Genomic DNA, 13,984 nt, shown 5'->3' on the forward strand with positions numbered 1-13,984 from the left:
AGAAGCGCACCTCACCATGAGGGCTACTTTGAACTCAGCGCTGCCAGTAGCCCTCATGGTGAGGCGGGAGCTCTTCGCGAGAACAGAACCATAGGGGCGTGGCGCTAGCTCTCCTCCGCCGCCCGCCCGGCGGGAAAAATCCCCGACATCACCATAAAGCCGGGAATGCGCCGCACCCGGTCGGTCCAGCGCCGCAGGGCCGGATAATCCTGGCGCGAGATGCCGCCTTCCTCGCTCAGCATGACATAGGGGAAACAGGCGATGTCGGCGGTGGTGGGGTGGTCGGGTGAGCAGAGCCAATCGCGGCCTTCACGTTCGCCGAACCAGAGATGCTCGTCCATCAGGCGGAAGATGCGATGGGCGCCTTTCTGGGCCTTTTCGATGTCGAAATCGTAGAAGAAGCCAAGCGCCAGCCGCGCCGCGGAAGCGGTCGAGGTGATGTCGTCGGCGACGGCATGCCAGCGCAGGACTTCGGCGGTAACGGCGGGGTCGTTGGGAAACCATTGGCCGGACTCGTCGTACTTTTTGGCGAGATAGGCGAGGATGGCGCCGGAATCGGAGAGGATGAGGTCATCATCCTTGAGCACCGGAAGCTGGCCGAAGGGATTGAGGCGCAGGAACCAGTCGGCCTTGTGCTGGCGGTCGGGATAGAAATCCACCGGCACGATGTTGTAGCGCAGCTTGAGGATGCTCATGAGGAGACGGAGCTTGTAGCAGTTTCCGGAGAGCTCGAAGTCGTAGAGGGTGATGGTCATTGCTGGGGCCGTGCGGGCTTGCGCACCCTCCCCCTTGAGGGGAGGGTAGCGTCGCTAGGCCCGAAGGGCCGTAGCAGAGCTGGGGAGGGGGTGGCTTTGTGGGTCACTGATGGACCCCCACCCCCGACCCCTCCCCTCAAGGGGGAGGGGAGGAATGGAGCCGAAGCCAAAGAGAACAATCCCATCATCAGATATCCAGCACCAGGCGGGCCGATTTCGCCCTGCTCACGCAGGTCATCATGCAGGTGTTTGACGCCTTCTCGCTGCGGTTGAGATAGACGTCCTGGTGATCCACCTCGCCTTCGATGACCGTGGTGAGGCAGGTGCCGCAGGCGCCCTGTTCGCAGGAGGAGGGCACGGTGAGGCCGGCGTCGCGCATCACTTCCATGATGGTTTTGCCCGAGGGGACATGCAGCGTCATGGCCGAGCGGGCGAGTTCGACGTCGAAGGCCGACGAATTGTCGATGACCTTGTCGTTCCTGAAGTATTCGAAATGGATCGACTCTTCCGGCCAGCCCTGGGCTGTGGCGGTGTCGCGGACGGTTTCGAGCATGGGGCCGGGGCCGCAGACATAGACATGTTGGGCCATGCTCCACTGGCCGAGGGCCGATGCGATGGTGGTGCCGATTTCGGCGCGGGGCAGGCCGGTGTGGAGGATCACCTTGCCATGGAGGGCTTCGAGGTCGCCGCGGAAGGCCACCTGTTCCCCGGCGCGGGTGAAATAATGCAGTTCGTAGGGCAAAGCGGACTTGTCGAGGAAGCGGGCCATGGAGAGCAGAGGCGTGATGCCGATACCGCCGGCAATGAGCACGGTTCTGACGGCGTCGCGGCGCAGCGGGAAATTGTTGCGCGGCTCGGAGATGGAGAGCAGGTCGCCCTCGCGCACGGTTTCCACCAGCACCTTGGAGCCGCCCTTGGAGGCGCTTTCCTGCTTGACGCCGATGATGTAGCTCATCAGCTCGCCGGGACCATTGGTGATCGAATATTGCCGCGTCATGCCGTTGGGCAGGTGCAGGTCGATATGGGCGCCGGGCTGGAAGGTGGGCAGGTGGCCGTTGCGTGCCGCCAGCTCGAAGCCGATGACGCCATCGGCGCTGGTCCATTTGCGCCTGACCACGACGGTTATGGTGTTGCCGCGCGGAATGGCGATATCGGGCATGGTGGCGAGGTCGGCCGAGAGCTTTTCGAAGGTGGGCTGCAAAGGTTCGGGCGCCGGCTTGCGGGCGGCGGCGCGTTCGAGGCGGTCGCGCAGCTTGGAGAGGGTTTCGTTATAGTGGCGGAGCGTCGCCACGGCATCGGCCGGCTGCTCGCGCAACAGGCCACGGATGACGGCGCGGCCGGCATCGACGGGCTGGACGAAATACCAAGTGCCGCCGAAGCGGACGGCGAGGCCGGGCAGCAGGTCGGCCGGCTGATCGTCAGGGGCGAGGCCGGCGAGTGCCGCCAGCACATCCTCGGGCGCGGCGTTGACCGGCATGGGGCGGAGCGCAAACCAGTCATGGCCCTCGGCGCCGGCAAAGGGGCGAAACGCCTGTTCGTCATTGGCGGCTGACCAGATGAGGCCATAGGCCTCGCGTACCGGATAGGTGCGATTCTGGATGCGGCGGGCCGGGGCGTCGGCGGGGTGGGCCGGGATATAGGTGCAGCCGGCGGAGCGGTTGGCATAGCGCCAGCCATGATACTGGCACTTGAGCTCGCCGCCTTCATTGATGCCGATGGACAGACGCACGCCGCGATGGAGGCATCGGTTTTCCCAGACATTGACGTTGCCGTCGTCGGCCCGCCAGACGGCGAGTTCGCGGCCGAGCAACTGGCCTTGATAGACGTGGCGGAAGGGGAGGTCGTCGGAACTGGCGATGGGGTACCAGGTGGGGTCGGAAAGGGAGAGGGTCATGGGGCGGAGGAGGATTGGATCGCGCCACGATCATGGTGGTTGTGGTTCGTCACCCTGGCGTACGGGGTCACTCGATCTGGCTCCCTCCCCCCTTGAGGGGGAGGGTTGGGGTGGGGGGTGGTGCGGTGGCCCACTGATGGACCCCCACCCCCTGCCCCTCCCCTCAAGGGGGAGGGGAGGGCAGGAGCCGAGATTTCAGCGACCGGCATGGCTACGACGCCATCGGGATGACGCCATAGGTGATGCCCTTCTGGCTCAACCACCTGCGATAGGCGATGGCGCTCTTGTCGGCGCGGATGGGGGTTTCGGCGCGGGGGTCCAGCGGCAGGCGCTTGGGATACTGGTTTTCCAGGATCGGCTTGTCCTGGCCGAAAATGGTCTGCTGGAAGCGGCGCAGGTCGGTGATGGTGGACGTACTGTCGATCATCGATTGCAGCAGATGGGCGCGGCAGCGCTCCTCGGTCATGGGCTGGAGGAAAATGGCGATGACATCGCGGCGGTTTTCATCCTCTGGGCAGGACTTATAGAGCACCGAGCAGAAGGGGTGGGGCACGCGGTAGACGTATTCGACTTCCATGGCCTCGGTCGCCGATTTGGCGGCGCGGGGCTGGATGAACTTGCAGCGGGTGGCCAGCACCTCGTCGCGCTCCTCGGAGACTTCGACGTCGTATTCCTTGACCTCGGTATGCGGCTCGGCGCCGAGGATATCGGTGTGGACATAGGGGAAATGCCCCATATCGAGGAAATTTTCCACCGCCCGCGGGGCCGAGACGGCCAGGCCGATCGAGCCGCAGCTCATGTTCTTGCGGTCGGCTTCGGCATATTCGGGAATGGGGAACAGCTCTTTCGGCGGGGTGCCCAGGCTGGTCCAGATATAGCCATAGCCCGTGATGACCGGCAGGCGGTCGAGGACGGTTTCGGGGTCGATCTCGTCGCCCTGTTCCTCGTCGGTGCGGCGCCAGACAACGGGATTGCCGTCATTGTCGCGGGTGAGGGCGAGCCTGACATCGAGCAGCGTGGTGATTTCCACCAGGCCGACGGGCACTTCGTCGGTGGCGGCGATGACCTGCCAGAGGTCGCGGGTGATGGGGTCGATGGACGGCATGGGCGTGGTCTCAACTGTTAGCGCCAAGCATAGTCGCCCAACTTCGCGGTGTCATGCCCGGCAAGCGGGAATCTCCATTGCATGGGAATGACGTGGGTTGCCGAGGAACCCATTGAGCCCTCATGGTGAGCTTGTCAGGCTCACCATGAGGGCTATCGAGGGGATTATGCAGACCAACGATTCGAAGAAATTTCCGGCCGCCCTGCTGGAGGAGAAGGTCGCCGCGCGGCTGCGCGAAGCGGGGGCGAGCGAAGCGTCGTTGGCGGCCGCCACCAGGGCCATGCTGCATGCGTCGCTGGTGGGCGTGGACAGCCATGGCGTGCGGCTGACCGAGCATTATTGCAACATGCTCCGTGGCGGCCGGCTCAACAAGAATCCACAGCTCAAGGTGGATATCCGCGCCGCCGGCAGCGCCATGGTGGATGGCGATGACGGGCTGGGGCATTACGCGGCCTATCATGCCGTCGAGGTGGGGATCGAGCTGGCGCGGCAGGCGGGCGTCGGCGCGGTGGGCATCGCCCATTCGTCCCATCTGGGGGCGGCGGGCGCCTATGCGCTGGCGGGGGCGGAGCGGGGTTTCGTGACCTTCGCCACCACCAATACCGACTCCATGGTGGCCTTGTTCGACGGGGCGGCGCGGTTTCACGGCACCAATCCGCTGGCTTTTGCCGCGCCGGTGCCGGACAGCAGACCGTGGCTGCTCGATATGGCGACCTCGTCGATTCCGATGAACAGGGTGCTGCTGCATCGCTCGCTCGGGCTCGAATTGCCGGCCGGCGTGGCGGCGGACAAGCATGGCGGGGCTACCACCGATCCCCAGCTTGCCGACATGCTGCTGCCGCTGGGCGGGGCGGAATATGGCTATAAGGGCGCGGCTCTGGCCGGGGTGGCGACGCTGTTTTCGGCGCTGCTGACCGGCACGACGCTCGATACCGATTTCATTGCCATGTATGGCGGGCCGGGCGGCGATATCTCGACGCCGCGCAATATGGGCCATTTCGTGCTGGTGATCGACCCGGACAAGTTCGTCGGGCGCGACCTGTTCGGGGCGATGATCACGCGCTATCTGGCCAGCCTGCGCAGCGCCCCGGTGCGGCCGGGCGCCGAGAGGGTGATGGCGCCGGGCGATCGGGAATGGGAGGAGATGGCACGCCGGCAGGACGAGGGCGTGCCGGTCGATCCGGACAGCGTGAGGTTTCTGGGACTGTAGGGACGTTCCGGTTTTGCCGGCAGATCAAGGCCGGGATTGGTCCGCTTTGCCGTAGCGTATATCGGCCGGGTAGATTGGCCCCTCGACATTGCCCGCACCGAAAATGCCGACAAGGGCCAATGCGATGGCATGGCCCTCGGCACGGTGGGCGGTTTCGGCTTCCGCATCAGGAAACTGGCACCAGAATTCCTGGACGATGTGGTCGTCGCCGGCATGGAAGGCGTGGGCCCAGGCATAGATGCGGTCCCCCAGGTCCTCGGGCACGTAATCGTCATAGGTGACGCCCATGCCGGTATCGGCGTCGAGCAGGGGGAAGCCGTGCCAGCTCGGCTGCAGGCGCACGCGATGTACGGGTGGAATGCTGCGCTCGGGCGGGTCGTTGTCATTGACGGGCTGGAACGATTCCGCATGGCCGCGCCACAGGAAATGCCGGCCGACCAGCGCCAGTAACGCCAGGCCGGCGGTCGGGATCAGCGCGGCCCAGGGGTCGAGCCAGGGATGCAGCCACCCGGCGAGGGCGGCGGCGCAGACCAGGACGGTGGCGACGCCATAGAGCAGGGCAGCCTGAACGGTCTGGCTGCGGCCCTTGCGCTCGGTGTCGCCGTCGACAGGAAAGGCGGTGCGGGCCCAGACGAGGTAGAAGGCCTGCGTCGCGGCGCCGAACAGGAACAGCGGCACAGACCAGAGGCTGAGCACTATCAGCGCCATGCCGCCCATGCCGACGGCGAGAACGCTGCCGCCCAGCAGCCAGCGGCGGCGATGCTCGTTGGCCGGGATGGGCTTGAGGGTGATGGCAGCCAGCATCTGGTCCATCAGGTGATCCATGACTAGGGCGCGCATGCCGACAATACCGGCAAAGACATAGAAGGCGCCGATGGCGCGGAGGGAGACCTCGATGGCGGCCATGCTCATTTCGCCTGGACGGGCGGCGTATAGACGATATCGGTGGCGACGAGGGCATGGTCCACGATGTCGAAGGTGATGACCGCGCTGCCGCCGGTGGGGCAGCAATTGCCGTCATCGGCGCGCCAGAGCGCCGTGCGCGCCACCAGGCCCGACCATGGGTTTTCAAAGTCGTAGTCGACGCCTTTCCAGATTTCGAGGCCGGGCGGCAGCATGGTGCCGATGTCCCCCAGCCAGCTCCTCATGTCGATGGTATGCCAGGCTTCGCGATAGAGCGCGCCGCCAGTATCGCCCCACTGGTAGAGGCGGTCGACATTATAGGCGCCGGTCCCGCCGCTATAGCCGGGGATGTGAAGCAGGCCGTCTTCGTTCGCCGCCGGCAGCTGGAAACGAGCGCCGTCGAAGCCGGAATCGAGCAGTTCCCAGCCATCGTCGCCAAACTGGAAAAGCACGAAGCCGCCCAGCACGCCATCGTCATGGGTGAACCCCGACTGGGTCTGCCAGGCGAGCATGGGGGCGCCTTCATATTCGCCGGAGTCGACATTGACATAGCCGGCGGTCAGCACCTCGCAGTTGCGCAGGATGGTCTGCAGGCAATCGAAATCGAGGCTCTGCAAGGTGACTGGTTCCTGCGCCTTGGCGGATTTGGGCACGAACAGCAGGATGCCCATGGCGACGATGGCAAGGATGGTCAGGGTGGGGCGCAGCTTCATCGAATCCTCCTGTGGGGAAGATGGCGATGGAAGGGGCGGGGGTCAGCCCCGGTTTGAGGGGGGCTTGCCCCTCCCCAGGGGCGGGGTTACGCCAGCCCCCGTTTCACGGCTTCCCTTGTCGCCTCGGCGCGGCTGGTGACGCAGAGTTTCTGGTAGATGACCTTGACATAGGAGGCGACGGTCTGGGGCTGCAGGCCGAGGCGTGAGGCGGCTTCGGCGACGGTGAGGCCGCGGGCCAGCAGGGTCAGCACTTCGGTTTCGCGCGGGCTGAGGCCGGCTTCGTCCTTGACCATGGCGGGGGCGCGGAAATGGCTCAGCATGCGATGGGCGATGGAGGGGGAAAGAGGCGGTTCGCCGCGCTCGATGCGGCGGAGGTAGTTGACCAGCAGGTCCGCTTCCTCGTCCTTGAGCACATAGCCGCGGGCGCCGGCGGCAATGGCTTCGAACAGATGCGCGTCGTCGTCATAGATGGTGGCGACGACGGGCAGGACGTGGGGATGCTCGCGCTGCAGGCGGCGCACGATATCGACGCCCGAGCCGTCGGGCAGGCCGATATCGACAATGGCCAGCCAGACGTCGGCGGCGTGCTGGTCGAGCCAGGCATGGGCGGATTTGAGCGTGCCGGCGGTCTCGATGCGCAGATCGGGAAAGGCCGATGCCAGCACCGACAGCATCCAGTCGCGGGTGCGGGGCTGATCCTCGATCAAAAGGCACAGGCGGGTAGCAGCGGGTTCGACACTCATGCGGGTGAGTTAAGCGGAAGCGGCGGTTCGGGCACCCCCGGTTCCGGGGTGTGGGGCTGGAGGACCAGCGGAATATCGAGGGTGATGGTGGTGCCGGCGGGCATAGCGGCCAGCGTCAGGTAACCGCCGATATCCCCGATGCGGTGGCGCAGGTTGCGCAGGCCGAAGCCTGCGGTTTCGCCGGCCAGCGCCGCGGGTGGCAGGCCCTTGCCATTGTCGGCGAATTGCACTGTCAGATGGCCGGGAGAAAGGGTCGCCGTGACGGTGAACCGGCTGGCGGCGGAGTGCCGGATGACATTGGAGACGATTTCGCGGACGGCCGAGGTCAGCGCCTTGTGCAGGCGATAATCGAGCTGGATGGCGTCGATCTCGGCTTCGGGCAGGGGCCAGTCGAGCGCGATCTCGGCGGCTTCGAGCCGGCGAGCGGCTTCGTGGCGGGTTTCGGCGAGCACGCGGTCGAGACTGGCTTCCTCCCCGGAAAGGCCGCTGACGATGGCGCGGATATCGCTGAGCGCGGCCTGGAGCGTCGGGCGGGTGGTTTCGTCGGCGGTATGCAACCCGGTCAGCAGGCGGGCGCCGACATCGTCATGCAGGTCGCGCGCCATGCGGCGGCGTTCCTCGCCGACGCCACGCATATAGGCCTCGCGGCCTTCCTCGGCGCGGGCGACGAGGGTGAGCAATTGCTCGGCCAGGTCCTGGTGCTGCGGGGAGAACAGGCCGCGGCCGGCAAAGGGATAGGCCAGCAGCAAAGGCGGCGAGCCGGCGGCGGGCGGCAGATGCAGGGTCAGCCCGTCATTGCTGACGCCGATGGCGGCGATATCGGTGGATTCGGTGACTTCGAGCGGATCGAACAGCCGCGTCAGCAGCGCCCGCCAGCGCGAGGCGCGCCCGGCGGGCGAGGGCGCGAAGGCCACGTCGAGAGCGGCGGAAAACAGTTCATGCTGTTCGATCCGGCGGCGGGCGGTGATGCGCCGCCAGATCCAGTCGCGGGTGGGCAGGTAGAGAAAGCCCACCAGCAGCAGCGACAAGGCCAAAGCCGGTCCATTGTCGAGTTCGAGCAGCACGACCAGTCCGGCATCGATACAGACCAGCAGCAGCGTACCGACCGTATAGAACAGCACGCGATAGGCCCAGTCGCCCAGTTCGAACAGGCGGAAGCGCGACAGGCCGAAGGCGAGGCCGAGATAAATCACCACCAGGACGCCGGTGACATGGCTCTGCGGCAGCCCGAAGGGCACATCGAACAGCACCGGGGCGGCACCGAGCACGGTATAGGCGCTGCAGCCCACCGCAATGGAGAGGCCCAGCCAGCCCAGGGCCGCCCGATCGGCCGGGCGCTTGCGGGTGGCAAGCCATTGCAGGCCGATGGCGGCGAAGATGGCGAGGGTTGCCGCGGCGACGAAGAGATAGAGCTGGTAGGGGCCAAGGCCGATATGGCCGAAGGTCAGCGTGGCCATGACGGCAAACAGCACCAGCAGCAGCCAGAGCCAGGCCGGGCGGATCAGCCGGACCGGATAGATCATCAGCAGGCCGAACATGGCGAGGCCGAAGATGACGGCGCCCGAATTGTTGACGGGCACGAGAACGCGGAACAGGTCGGCATTCATGGCCAGCTCGCGATTGGCATAGATGGCCGAGGTCGTGGTGGAGAGCGCCATGCCGCCGGCGCCGATGAAGAACAGCACCGGCCCCAGTCGGCCGGGTTTCAGCGCCCAGACCCAGCCCGAAATCAGCACGCCGGCAAGGCCGGCAAGCAATTGTACCCAGAAGCCGTCCGGCAGGTTTTCGAAGGGGCGCGTCATCGGATAGGTGACGGTGGTGAACGGCTCGCGCGAATAGGTGGATTGCATATAGAGCGTCACCGGCTCCTGCAGCAGCGCGTCGAGCACGGCCTGGCGCTGGAAGAAGGTGTCGATTGCCGCGAAGCTTTCAAAGCTGTCGGGCTCGGGGGTGATGTCGCTGGGTTCGAGGACGACAGGTGGGTGGGCCGGATCGGCGGGATGCGGGCCGATGGCCAGCAGCAGGTTGCCATTGCCGGGCGTCGGTTCGCTGAAGCTGTCGACATCGTCGATGCCGATGACCTGGATCTGGCTGCCGTCGGGCGTGAGGGCCAGGCGCAGCCCCATCCAGGGCACCATGGTCGCCCCCCACATGACCACGACCGCCACGGCGACCGAAAGCAGGGTGACGACGATCAGCAGCAGGCTTGGCGTGGGAATATTGGTGCGCATGGGCCCATAAAAGGGCGCAAGTGGCGTCAGCGCAATATTATAGTTACTCTAATCTTAACGTTGGCGGTGGATATCAAATGGTCCGAAGGCCTGGTCGGTGGCCATCAACTGTAACCGGTTGACGTTGACATGGGCCGGCAAAGACGTGGCCCAGAAGATCGACTCGGCAATATCGTCGGCATTCATGGCCCGCGCGCCTTCATAGGCCCTGGCCGCCTTGCTCTCGTCGCCCTTGAAACGGACCAGCGAGAATTCGGTTTCGGTCAGGCCCGGCTCGATATTGGTGACGCGCACATTCTTGCCCTGCACGTCGGAGCGGATATTGAGTGCGAACTGCTTCACGAAGGCCTTGGTGCCGCCATAGACCGACCCACCCGGATACGGGTAGTCGGCGGCCACCGAGCCCAGGGTGACGATATGACCGCCGCCACGGGCAATGAGGCCGGGCAGCAAAGCGCGCACGGTATAGACCAGACCCGTGACATTGGTGGCGATCATGGTCTCCCAATCGGTGATGTCGGTCTCGGCGGCGGGCTGCAGGCCCAGCGCCAGGCCGGCATTGGCCAGCACGATATTGACGGCGTCGAACGGGGCCGGGAGCGAAGCGATGGCGGCGTCGATGGCAGCGCGGTCGCGCACGTCCAGTTCGACGATGTGGCAGTTTTCGGCGCCCAGCTCTTCCTGCAAGTGCTCAAGGCGGTCCAGCCGGCGGCCGGTGGCGATCACCTTGCCGCCGGCCCCGACATAGCGGCGGGCGGCGGCGGCGCCGAAGCCGGAGGTGGCGCCGGTGATGAAGACGACGAATTGGCCGGGATCGAGCAGCGAATACATGGCGTGGTCCTGAAGGTGGGAGGATCGCAGGGTGGACCGGGCGTGACCGGCAGGTCAACCGCGTTGGAGACCGACGGCCTCCGGTAACCGCCCCCTATCGTCATTACCCGGGTCGTCCGGGTAATCCACATCTCCACGCACGCTGGGCGATGGATCACCCGGACAAGCCGGGTGATGACGCTGGAGGGGAGAGTCCCGGTGACGTCGGCCGGGCCTTTCACGATGCTGTGCCAACCTTACCAAGTCCTAACGTGAACTCGGAGGCAGGGCGTATTATCCTGCGGTGATTTGAAAATTGCAGGATTGCGCGGTTGAAGACGTTGGCAAAGTGGTTGGTGACGCTGGTGGTGCTCGGGGGCGCGGGCTTCGGGGCGTGGTGGTATTTCCTGGCAGCGCCCGAAGCGGCGACGGTGCCCAATACGGTGGCGGTGGCGCGCGGCGACATCGAACGCACGGTACTGGCCTCGGGCGTGCTCGAAGCCAATTCGCTGGTCAGCGTCGGCGCCGAAGTCAGCGGGCGCATCGAGGCGGTGCATGTGGCGCTGGGGCAGGACGTCAAAAAGGGCGACCTGATCGTGGAGATCGACAGCCTCGACCAGGAGAATGCGGTCAAGACGGCGCAGGCGGTACTGGCCGGCATCGAGGCGCAGAAGCGCAGCCAGCAGGCGACGCTGGCCAAGGCCGAAGCGGCGCTGGCGCGCAACCAGCAGCTCAGCGCCAACAGCCTGGTCAGCCAGACCGATCTCGAAACGGCGCAGGCGGCGGTGGATTCGGCGCAGGCGCAGATCGACCAGCTCGACGCCCAGATCGCCCAGTCCCAGCTCAGCGTCGAATCGGCGGAGCTCAACCTGGCGCGCACCCGGATCGTGGCGCCCAGCGACGGCACCATCGTCGCCCTGCTGGTGGACGAGGGGCAGACGGTCAATGCCAATTCGACCATTCCCACCATCGTCAAGATCGCCGACCTCGATACGATGGTGATCAAGGCCGAAATTTCCGAGGCCGACGTGGTGCGCGTCGAGGCCGGGCAGCGGGTCTATTTCACCATATTGGGCGAGCCCGACGTCAAGATCGACGCCACCCTGCGCGAGGTGGAGCCGGCGCCGACCTCGATCAGCTCGGACACGGCCGCGAGCGACGACGCGGTCTATTATAACGGCCTGTTCGATGTGCCCAACCCCGATCATAAGCTGCGCATCTCGATGACGGCGCAGGTGACCATCGTGCTCGATGAGGTGGAAAATGCGCTGGTGCTGTCCTCGGCGCTGGTGTCGCGCAAGGATCCGCAGGGCAATACGGTCGTGGCGGTCTACGATCCGGCGACCGAGGCGATCGCGCCACGGCGGATCGAGGTGGGCCTCAACAATAATGTCATGGCCGAGATCAGGAGCGGGCTGAGCGAAGGCGAGCAGGTGGTGAGCGGCGGTGCGGCCATCGCGCGACCCGCGGGCGGCCAGGGCGGCGGTGGCTTCCGTCCGCCGGGCATGGGCATGCGGTTCGGCGGCTAGCCCATGAGCGATCCCATCATTTCCCTGCGCGGGCTGACGCGGCGGTTCCAGACCGGCGCCGAGGCGGTGACCGTGCTCGACAATGTCGATCTCGACATCCACCGGGGCGAACTGGTTGCCATTATCGGCCAGTCCGGCTCGGGCAAGTCGACGCTGATGAATATTCTCGGCTGTCTCGATCGGGCAAGCTCGGGCAGCTACAAGTTTGCCGGGCGCGAAGTCGGCAAGCTGGCGCCGGACGCGCTGGCGGAACTGCGGCGCGAACATTTCGGCTTCATCTTCCAGCGCTATCAGCTATTGCCCGATCTCGACGCGGTCGAGAATGTGGAAATGCCCGCCATCTATGCGGGCGTGGCCGGCGGAGCCCGGCGCAAGCGGGCCATCGACCTGCTGACCCGGCTTGGCCTCGGCGAGCGCTTGAGCCACCGGCCTAATGCCCTTTCGGGCGGCCAGCAGCAGCGTGTCAGCGTGGCGCGGGCGCTGATGAATGGCGGCGAAGTCATCCTCGCCGACGAGCCGACGGGGGCACTCGACAGCAAGAGCGGCAAGGAGCTGATGGCGCTGCTGGGCGAGCTGCATCGCGACGGCCACACCATCATCATCGTGACGCATGACCCGCTGATCGCGGCGCAGACCGAACGGGTGATCGAGATATCGGACGGCGTCATCATCGCCGACCGGCGCAATGCCGAGGAGACACGCGTCGACAAGGTCAAGGAAACGATCGGCCGCATCGCGCGCTGGCGCGAGGGGATCGACAGCGGGCTCGAAGCCCTGCGCATGGCGTTGCGCGCCATGGTGGCGCACAAGCTGCGCACGTTCCTGACCATGCTCGGCATCATCATCGGCATCGCCTCGGTGGTGAGCGTGGTGGCGCTGGGGCAGGGCAGCCAGGAAACGGTGCTGGAAAACATCGCCTCGATCGGCACCAATACGATCAATGTCTATCCCGGCAGCGGGTTCGGCGACCGGCGGAGCAACCGCATCCAGACGCTGGTGCCGTCCGATGCGGCGGCGCTGGCGCTGCAGCCCTATGCCGACAGCGTATCGCCGCAGGTCAGTGCCAATGCCACGGTGCTGTTCCGCAATACCTCGTCCAATGCGTCGATAACCGGGGTGGGCCGGGAGTATTTCCAGGTCAACGGCCGGACCTTCGAGCAGGGCGTCGGCTTCAACGAGACCAGCATCACCCAGCGCACGCAGGAAGCGGTGATCGACGGCAACGCGCGCGACGCCTTCTTCGTCAACGGCGAGGACCCGATCGGGCAGGTCATCATGCTCGGCAAGGTGCCGGTGCGGGTGATCGGCGTGGTGGAAAACGTCACCGGTTTCGGGCCGGGGGGCAACAGCGCCAATGTCTATGTGCCCTATACCACGGCGATGGACCGCATATTGGGCCGGCCCTATCTCGGCTCCATCGCGGTGCGGGTCAGCGACGATGCCGACATGGCCCAGGCCGAGGCCGAAATCACCGAACTGCTGACGCGCCTGCACGACGGCAAGACCGATTTCTTCCTGCAGAACACCGCGACCATCCGCGACACGATCGAATCGACCGCGGCGACGCTGACGCTGCTGATTTCCACCATCGCCGTGATTTCGCTGGTGGTGGGCGGCATCGGGGTGATGAATATCATGCTGGTGAGCGTATCCGAGCGCACCAAGGAGATCGGCATTCGCATGGCGGTGGGGGCGCGGCGCGGCGATATCCTGCGGCAGTTCCTCATCGAGGCGGTGCTGGTCTGCTTTGTCGGCGGCGCGGCGGGCGTGGCGCTGAGCTTCGGGCTGGGGAGCCTGCTGACGACGCTGGTGAGCGGAGCAAGGGTCAGCTATTCGGCGGAATCGATCATGCTGGCGATCGGCTCGGCAAGCCTGATCGGGGTGGTGTTCGGCTTCATGCCGGCACGCTCGGCGGCACGCATGGACCCGGTGGAAGCGCTGGCGCGGGAGTGAGGTCGGGCCACCTACACTCCCCTCACCCACCGGACGTCACCCTCGGGCTTGTATCGACGAAATCTGATTAAGATGTCCCGGGAGGCGGCCGCACCCGCGCTCCCGGGCAGACATCGACCGTCCTCGGGCAGGCCTTAT

11 protein-coding genes are annotated in these 13,984 nt (G+C 65.9%); 3 read left to right on the forward strand and 8 right to left on the reverse strand.

Annotated features, from left to right (window positions below):
• Window positions 1-104 precede the first annotated feature (104 nt).
• The 3 genes from ASD80_RS09080 to ASD80_RS09090 all read right to left on the reverse strand — a co-directional run bounded on the left by ASD80_RS09080 (window position 105) and on the right by ASD80_RS09090 (window position 3,754).
• Window positions 105-755: a glutathione S-transferase family protein gene (locus ASD80_RS09080; protein WP_056231748.1), complete on the reverse strand. Its 651-nt coding sequence runs from the start codon at window positions 753-755 to the stop codon at window positions 105-107.
• Window positions 756-942: 187 nt separating this feature from the next.
• Entirely contained in the window at window positions 943-2,649 is a 1,707-nt protein-coding gene (locus ASD80_RS09085; RefSeq protein WP_056231749.1) for a Rieske 2Fe-2S domain-containing protein, read from the reverse strand.
• 211 nt (window positions 2,650-2,860) lie between these two features.
• Window positions 2,861-3,754 (reverse strand): aromatic ring-hydroxylating dioxygenase subunit alpha, encoded by an 894-nt coding sequence (locus ASD80_RS09090; protein WP_056231753.1) that lies wholly within the window; start codon window positions 3,752-3,754, stop codon window positions 2,861-2,863.
• 166 nt (window positions 3,755-3,920) lie between these two features.
• Here ASD80_RS09090 and ASD80_RS09095 point away from each other — a divergent pair, with 166 nt between their 5' ends.
• Window positions 3,921-4,964, forward strand: a complete 1,044-nt coding sequence (locus ASD80_RS09095; protein WP_056231756.1) for an Ldh family oxidoreductase — start codon at window positions 3,921-3,923, stop codon at window positions 4,962-4,964.
• Window positions 4,965-4,988: 24 nt separating this feature from the next.
• Here the strand turns inward: ASD80_RS09095 and ASD80_RS09100 are convergent, their stop codons facing one another.
• From ASD80_RS09100 to ASD80_RS09120, 5 genes are all read right to left on the reverse strand, one after another.
• A complete protein-coding gene (locus ASD80_RS09100) occupies window positions 4,989-5,870 on the reverse strand; it encodes a hypothetical protein (protein WP_056231759.1) in 882 nt (293 codons plus the stop codon).
• A gap of 2 nt (window positions 5,871-5,872) precedes the next feature.
• A complete protein-coding gene (locus tag ASD80_RS09105; RefSeq protein WP_056231761.1) occupies window positions 5,873-6,580 on the reverse strand; it encodes a hypothetical protein in 708 nt (235 codons plus the stop codon).
• A gap of 86 nt (window positions 6,581-6,666) precedes the next feature.
• A complete protein-coding gene (locus ASD80_RS09110; RefSeq protein WP_056231764.1) occupies window positions 6,667-7,323 on the reverse strand; it encodes a response regulator transcription factor in 657 nt (218 codons plus the stop codon).
• Complete coding sequence (locus tag ASD80_RS09115) at window positions 7,320-9,554, reverse strand: sensor histidine kinase (protein WP_056231767.1); 2,235 nt, start codon at window positions 9,552-9,554, stop codon at window positions 7,320-7,322. The genes ASD80_RS09110 and ASD80_RS09115 overlap by 4 nt, the downstream gene beginning before the upstream one ends.
• A 54-nt stretch (window positions 9,555-9,608) precedes the next feature.
• The gene (locus ASD80_RS09120; protein ID WP_056231772.1) at window positions 9,609-10,385 is read right to left on the reverse strand and encodes an SDR family NAD(P)-dependent oxidoreductase; all 777 of its coding nucleotides are present in this window, start codon (window positions 10,383-10,385) and stop codon (window positions 9,609-9,611) included.
• A gap of 311 nt (window positions 10,386-10,696) precedes the next feature.
• Here ASD80_RS09120 and ASD80_RS09125 point away from each other — a divergent pair, with 311 nt between their 5' ends.
• Together ASD80_RS09125 and ASD80_RS09130 are read left to right on the forward strand one after the other, a co-directional pair.
• A complete protein-coding gene (locus tag ASD80_RS09125) occupies window positions 10,697-11,893 on the forward strand; it encodes an efflux RND transporter periplasmic adaptor subunit (RefSeq protein WP_200950276.1) in 1,197 nt (398 codons plus the stop codon).
• A gap of 3 nt (window positions 11,894-11,896) precedes the next feature.
• The gene (locus ASD80_RS09130) at window positions 11,897-13,846 is read left to right on the forward strand and encodes a MacB family efflux pump subunit (RefSeq protein ID WP_056231775.1); all 1,950 of its coding nucleotides are present in this window, start codon (window positions 11,897-11,899) and stop codon (window positions 13,844-13,846) included.
• Window positions 13,847-13,984 lie beyond the last annotated feature (138 nt).

Origin of the sequence: Devosia sp. Root635 (genome assembly GCF_001427605.1) — a bacterium.
GTDB lineage: Bacteria > Pseudomonadota > Alphaproteobacteria > Rhizobiales > Devosiaceae > Devosia.

Bases quoted from the DNA above. Each gene is read 5' to 3' on its own strand.
- ASD80_RS09080 (WP_056231748.1), bottom strand. From the start codon at position 755: ATGACCATCACCCTCTACGACTTCGAGCTCTCCGGAAACTGCTACAAG.
- ASD80_RS09085 (WP_056231749.1), bottom strand. From the start codon at position 2,649: ATGACCCTCTCCCTTTCCGACCCCACCTGGTACCCCATCGCCAGTTCC.
- ASD80_RS09090 (WP_056231753.1), bottom strand. From the start codon at position 3,754: ATGCCGTCCATCGACCCCATCACCCGCGACCTCTGGCAGGTCATCGCC.
- ASD80_RS09095 (WP_056231756.1), top strand. From the start codon at position 3,921: ATGCAGACCAACGATTCGAAGAAATTTCCGGCCGCCCTGCTGGAGGAG.
- ASD80_RS09100 (WP_056231759.1), bottom strand. From the start codon at position 5,870: ATGGCCGCCATCGAGGTCTCCCTCCGCGCCATCGGCGCCTTCTATGTC.
- ASD80_RS09105 (WP_056231761.1), bottom strand. From the start codon at position 6,580: ATGAAGCTGCGCCCCACCCTGACCATCCTTGCCATCGTCGCCATGGGC.
- ASD80_RS09110 (WP_056231764.1), bottom strand. From the start codon at position 7,323: ATGAGTGTCGAACCCGCTGCTACCCGCCTGTGCCTTTTGATCGAGGAT.
- ASD80_RS09115 (WP_056231767.1), bottom strand. From the start codon at position 9,554: ATGCGCACCAATATTCCCACGCCAAGCCTGCTGCTGATCGTCGTCACC.
- ASD80_RS09120 (WP_056231772.1), bottom strand. From the start codon at position 10,385: ATGTATTCGCTGCTCGATCCCGGCCAATTCGTCGTCTTCATCACCGGC.
- ASD80_RS09130 (WP_056231775.1), top strand. From the start codon at position 11,897: ATGAGCGATCCCATCATTTCCCTGCGCGGGCTGACGCGGCGGTTCCAG.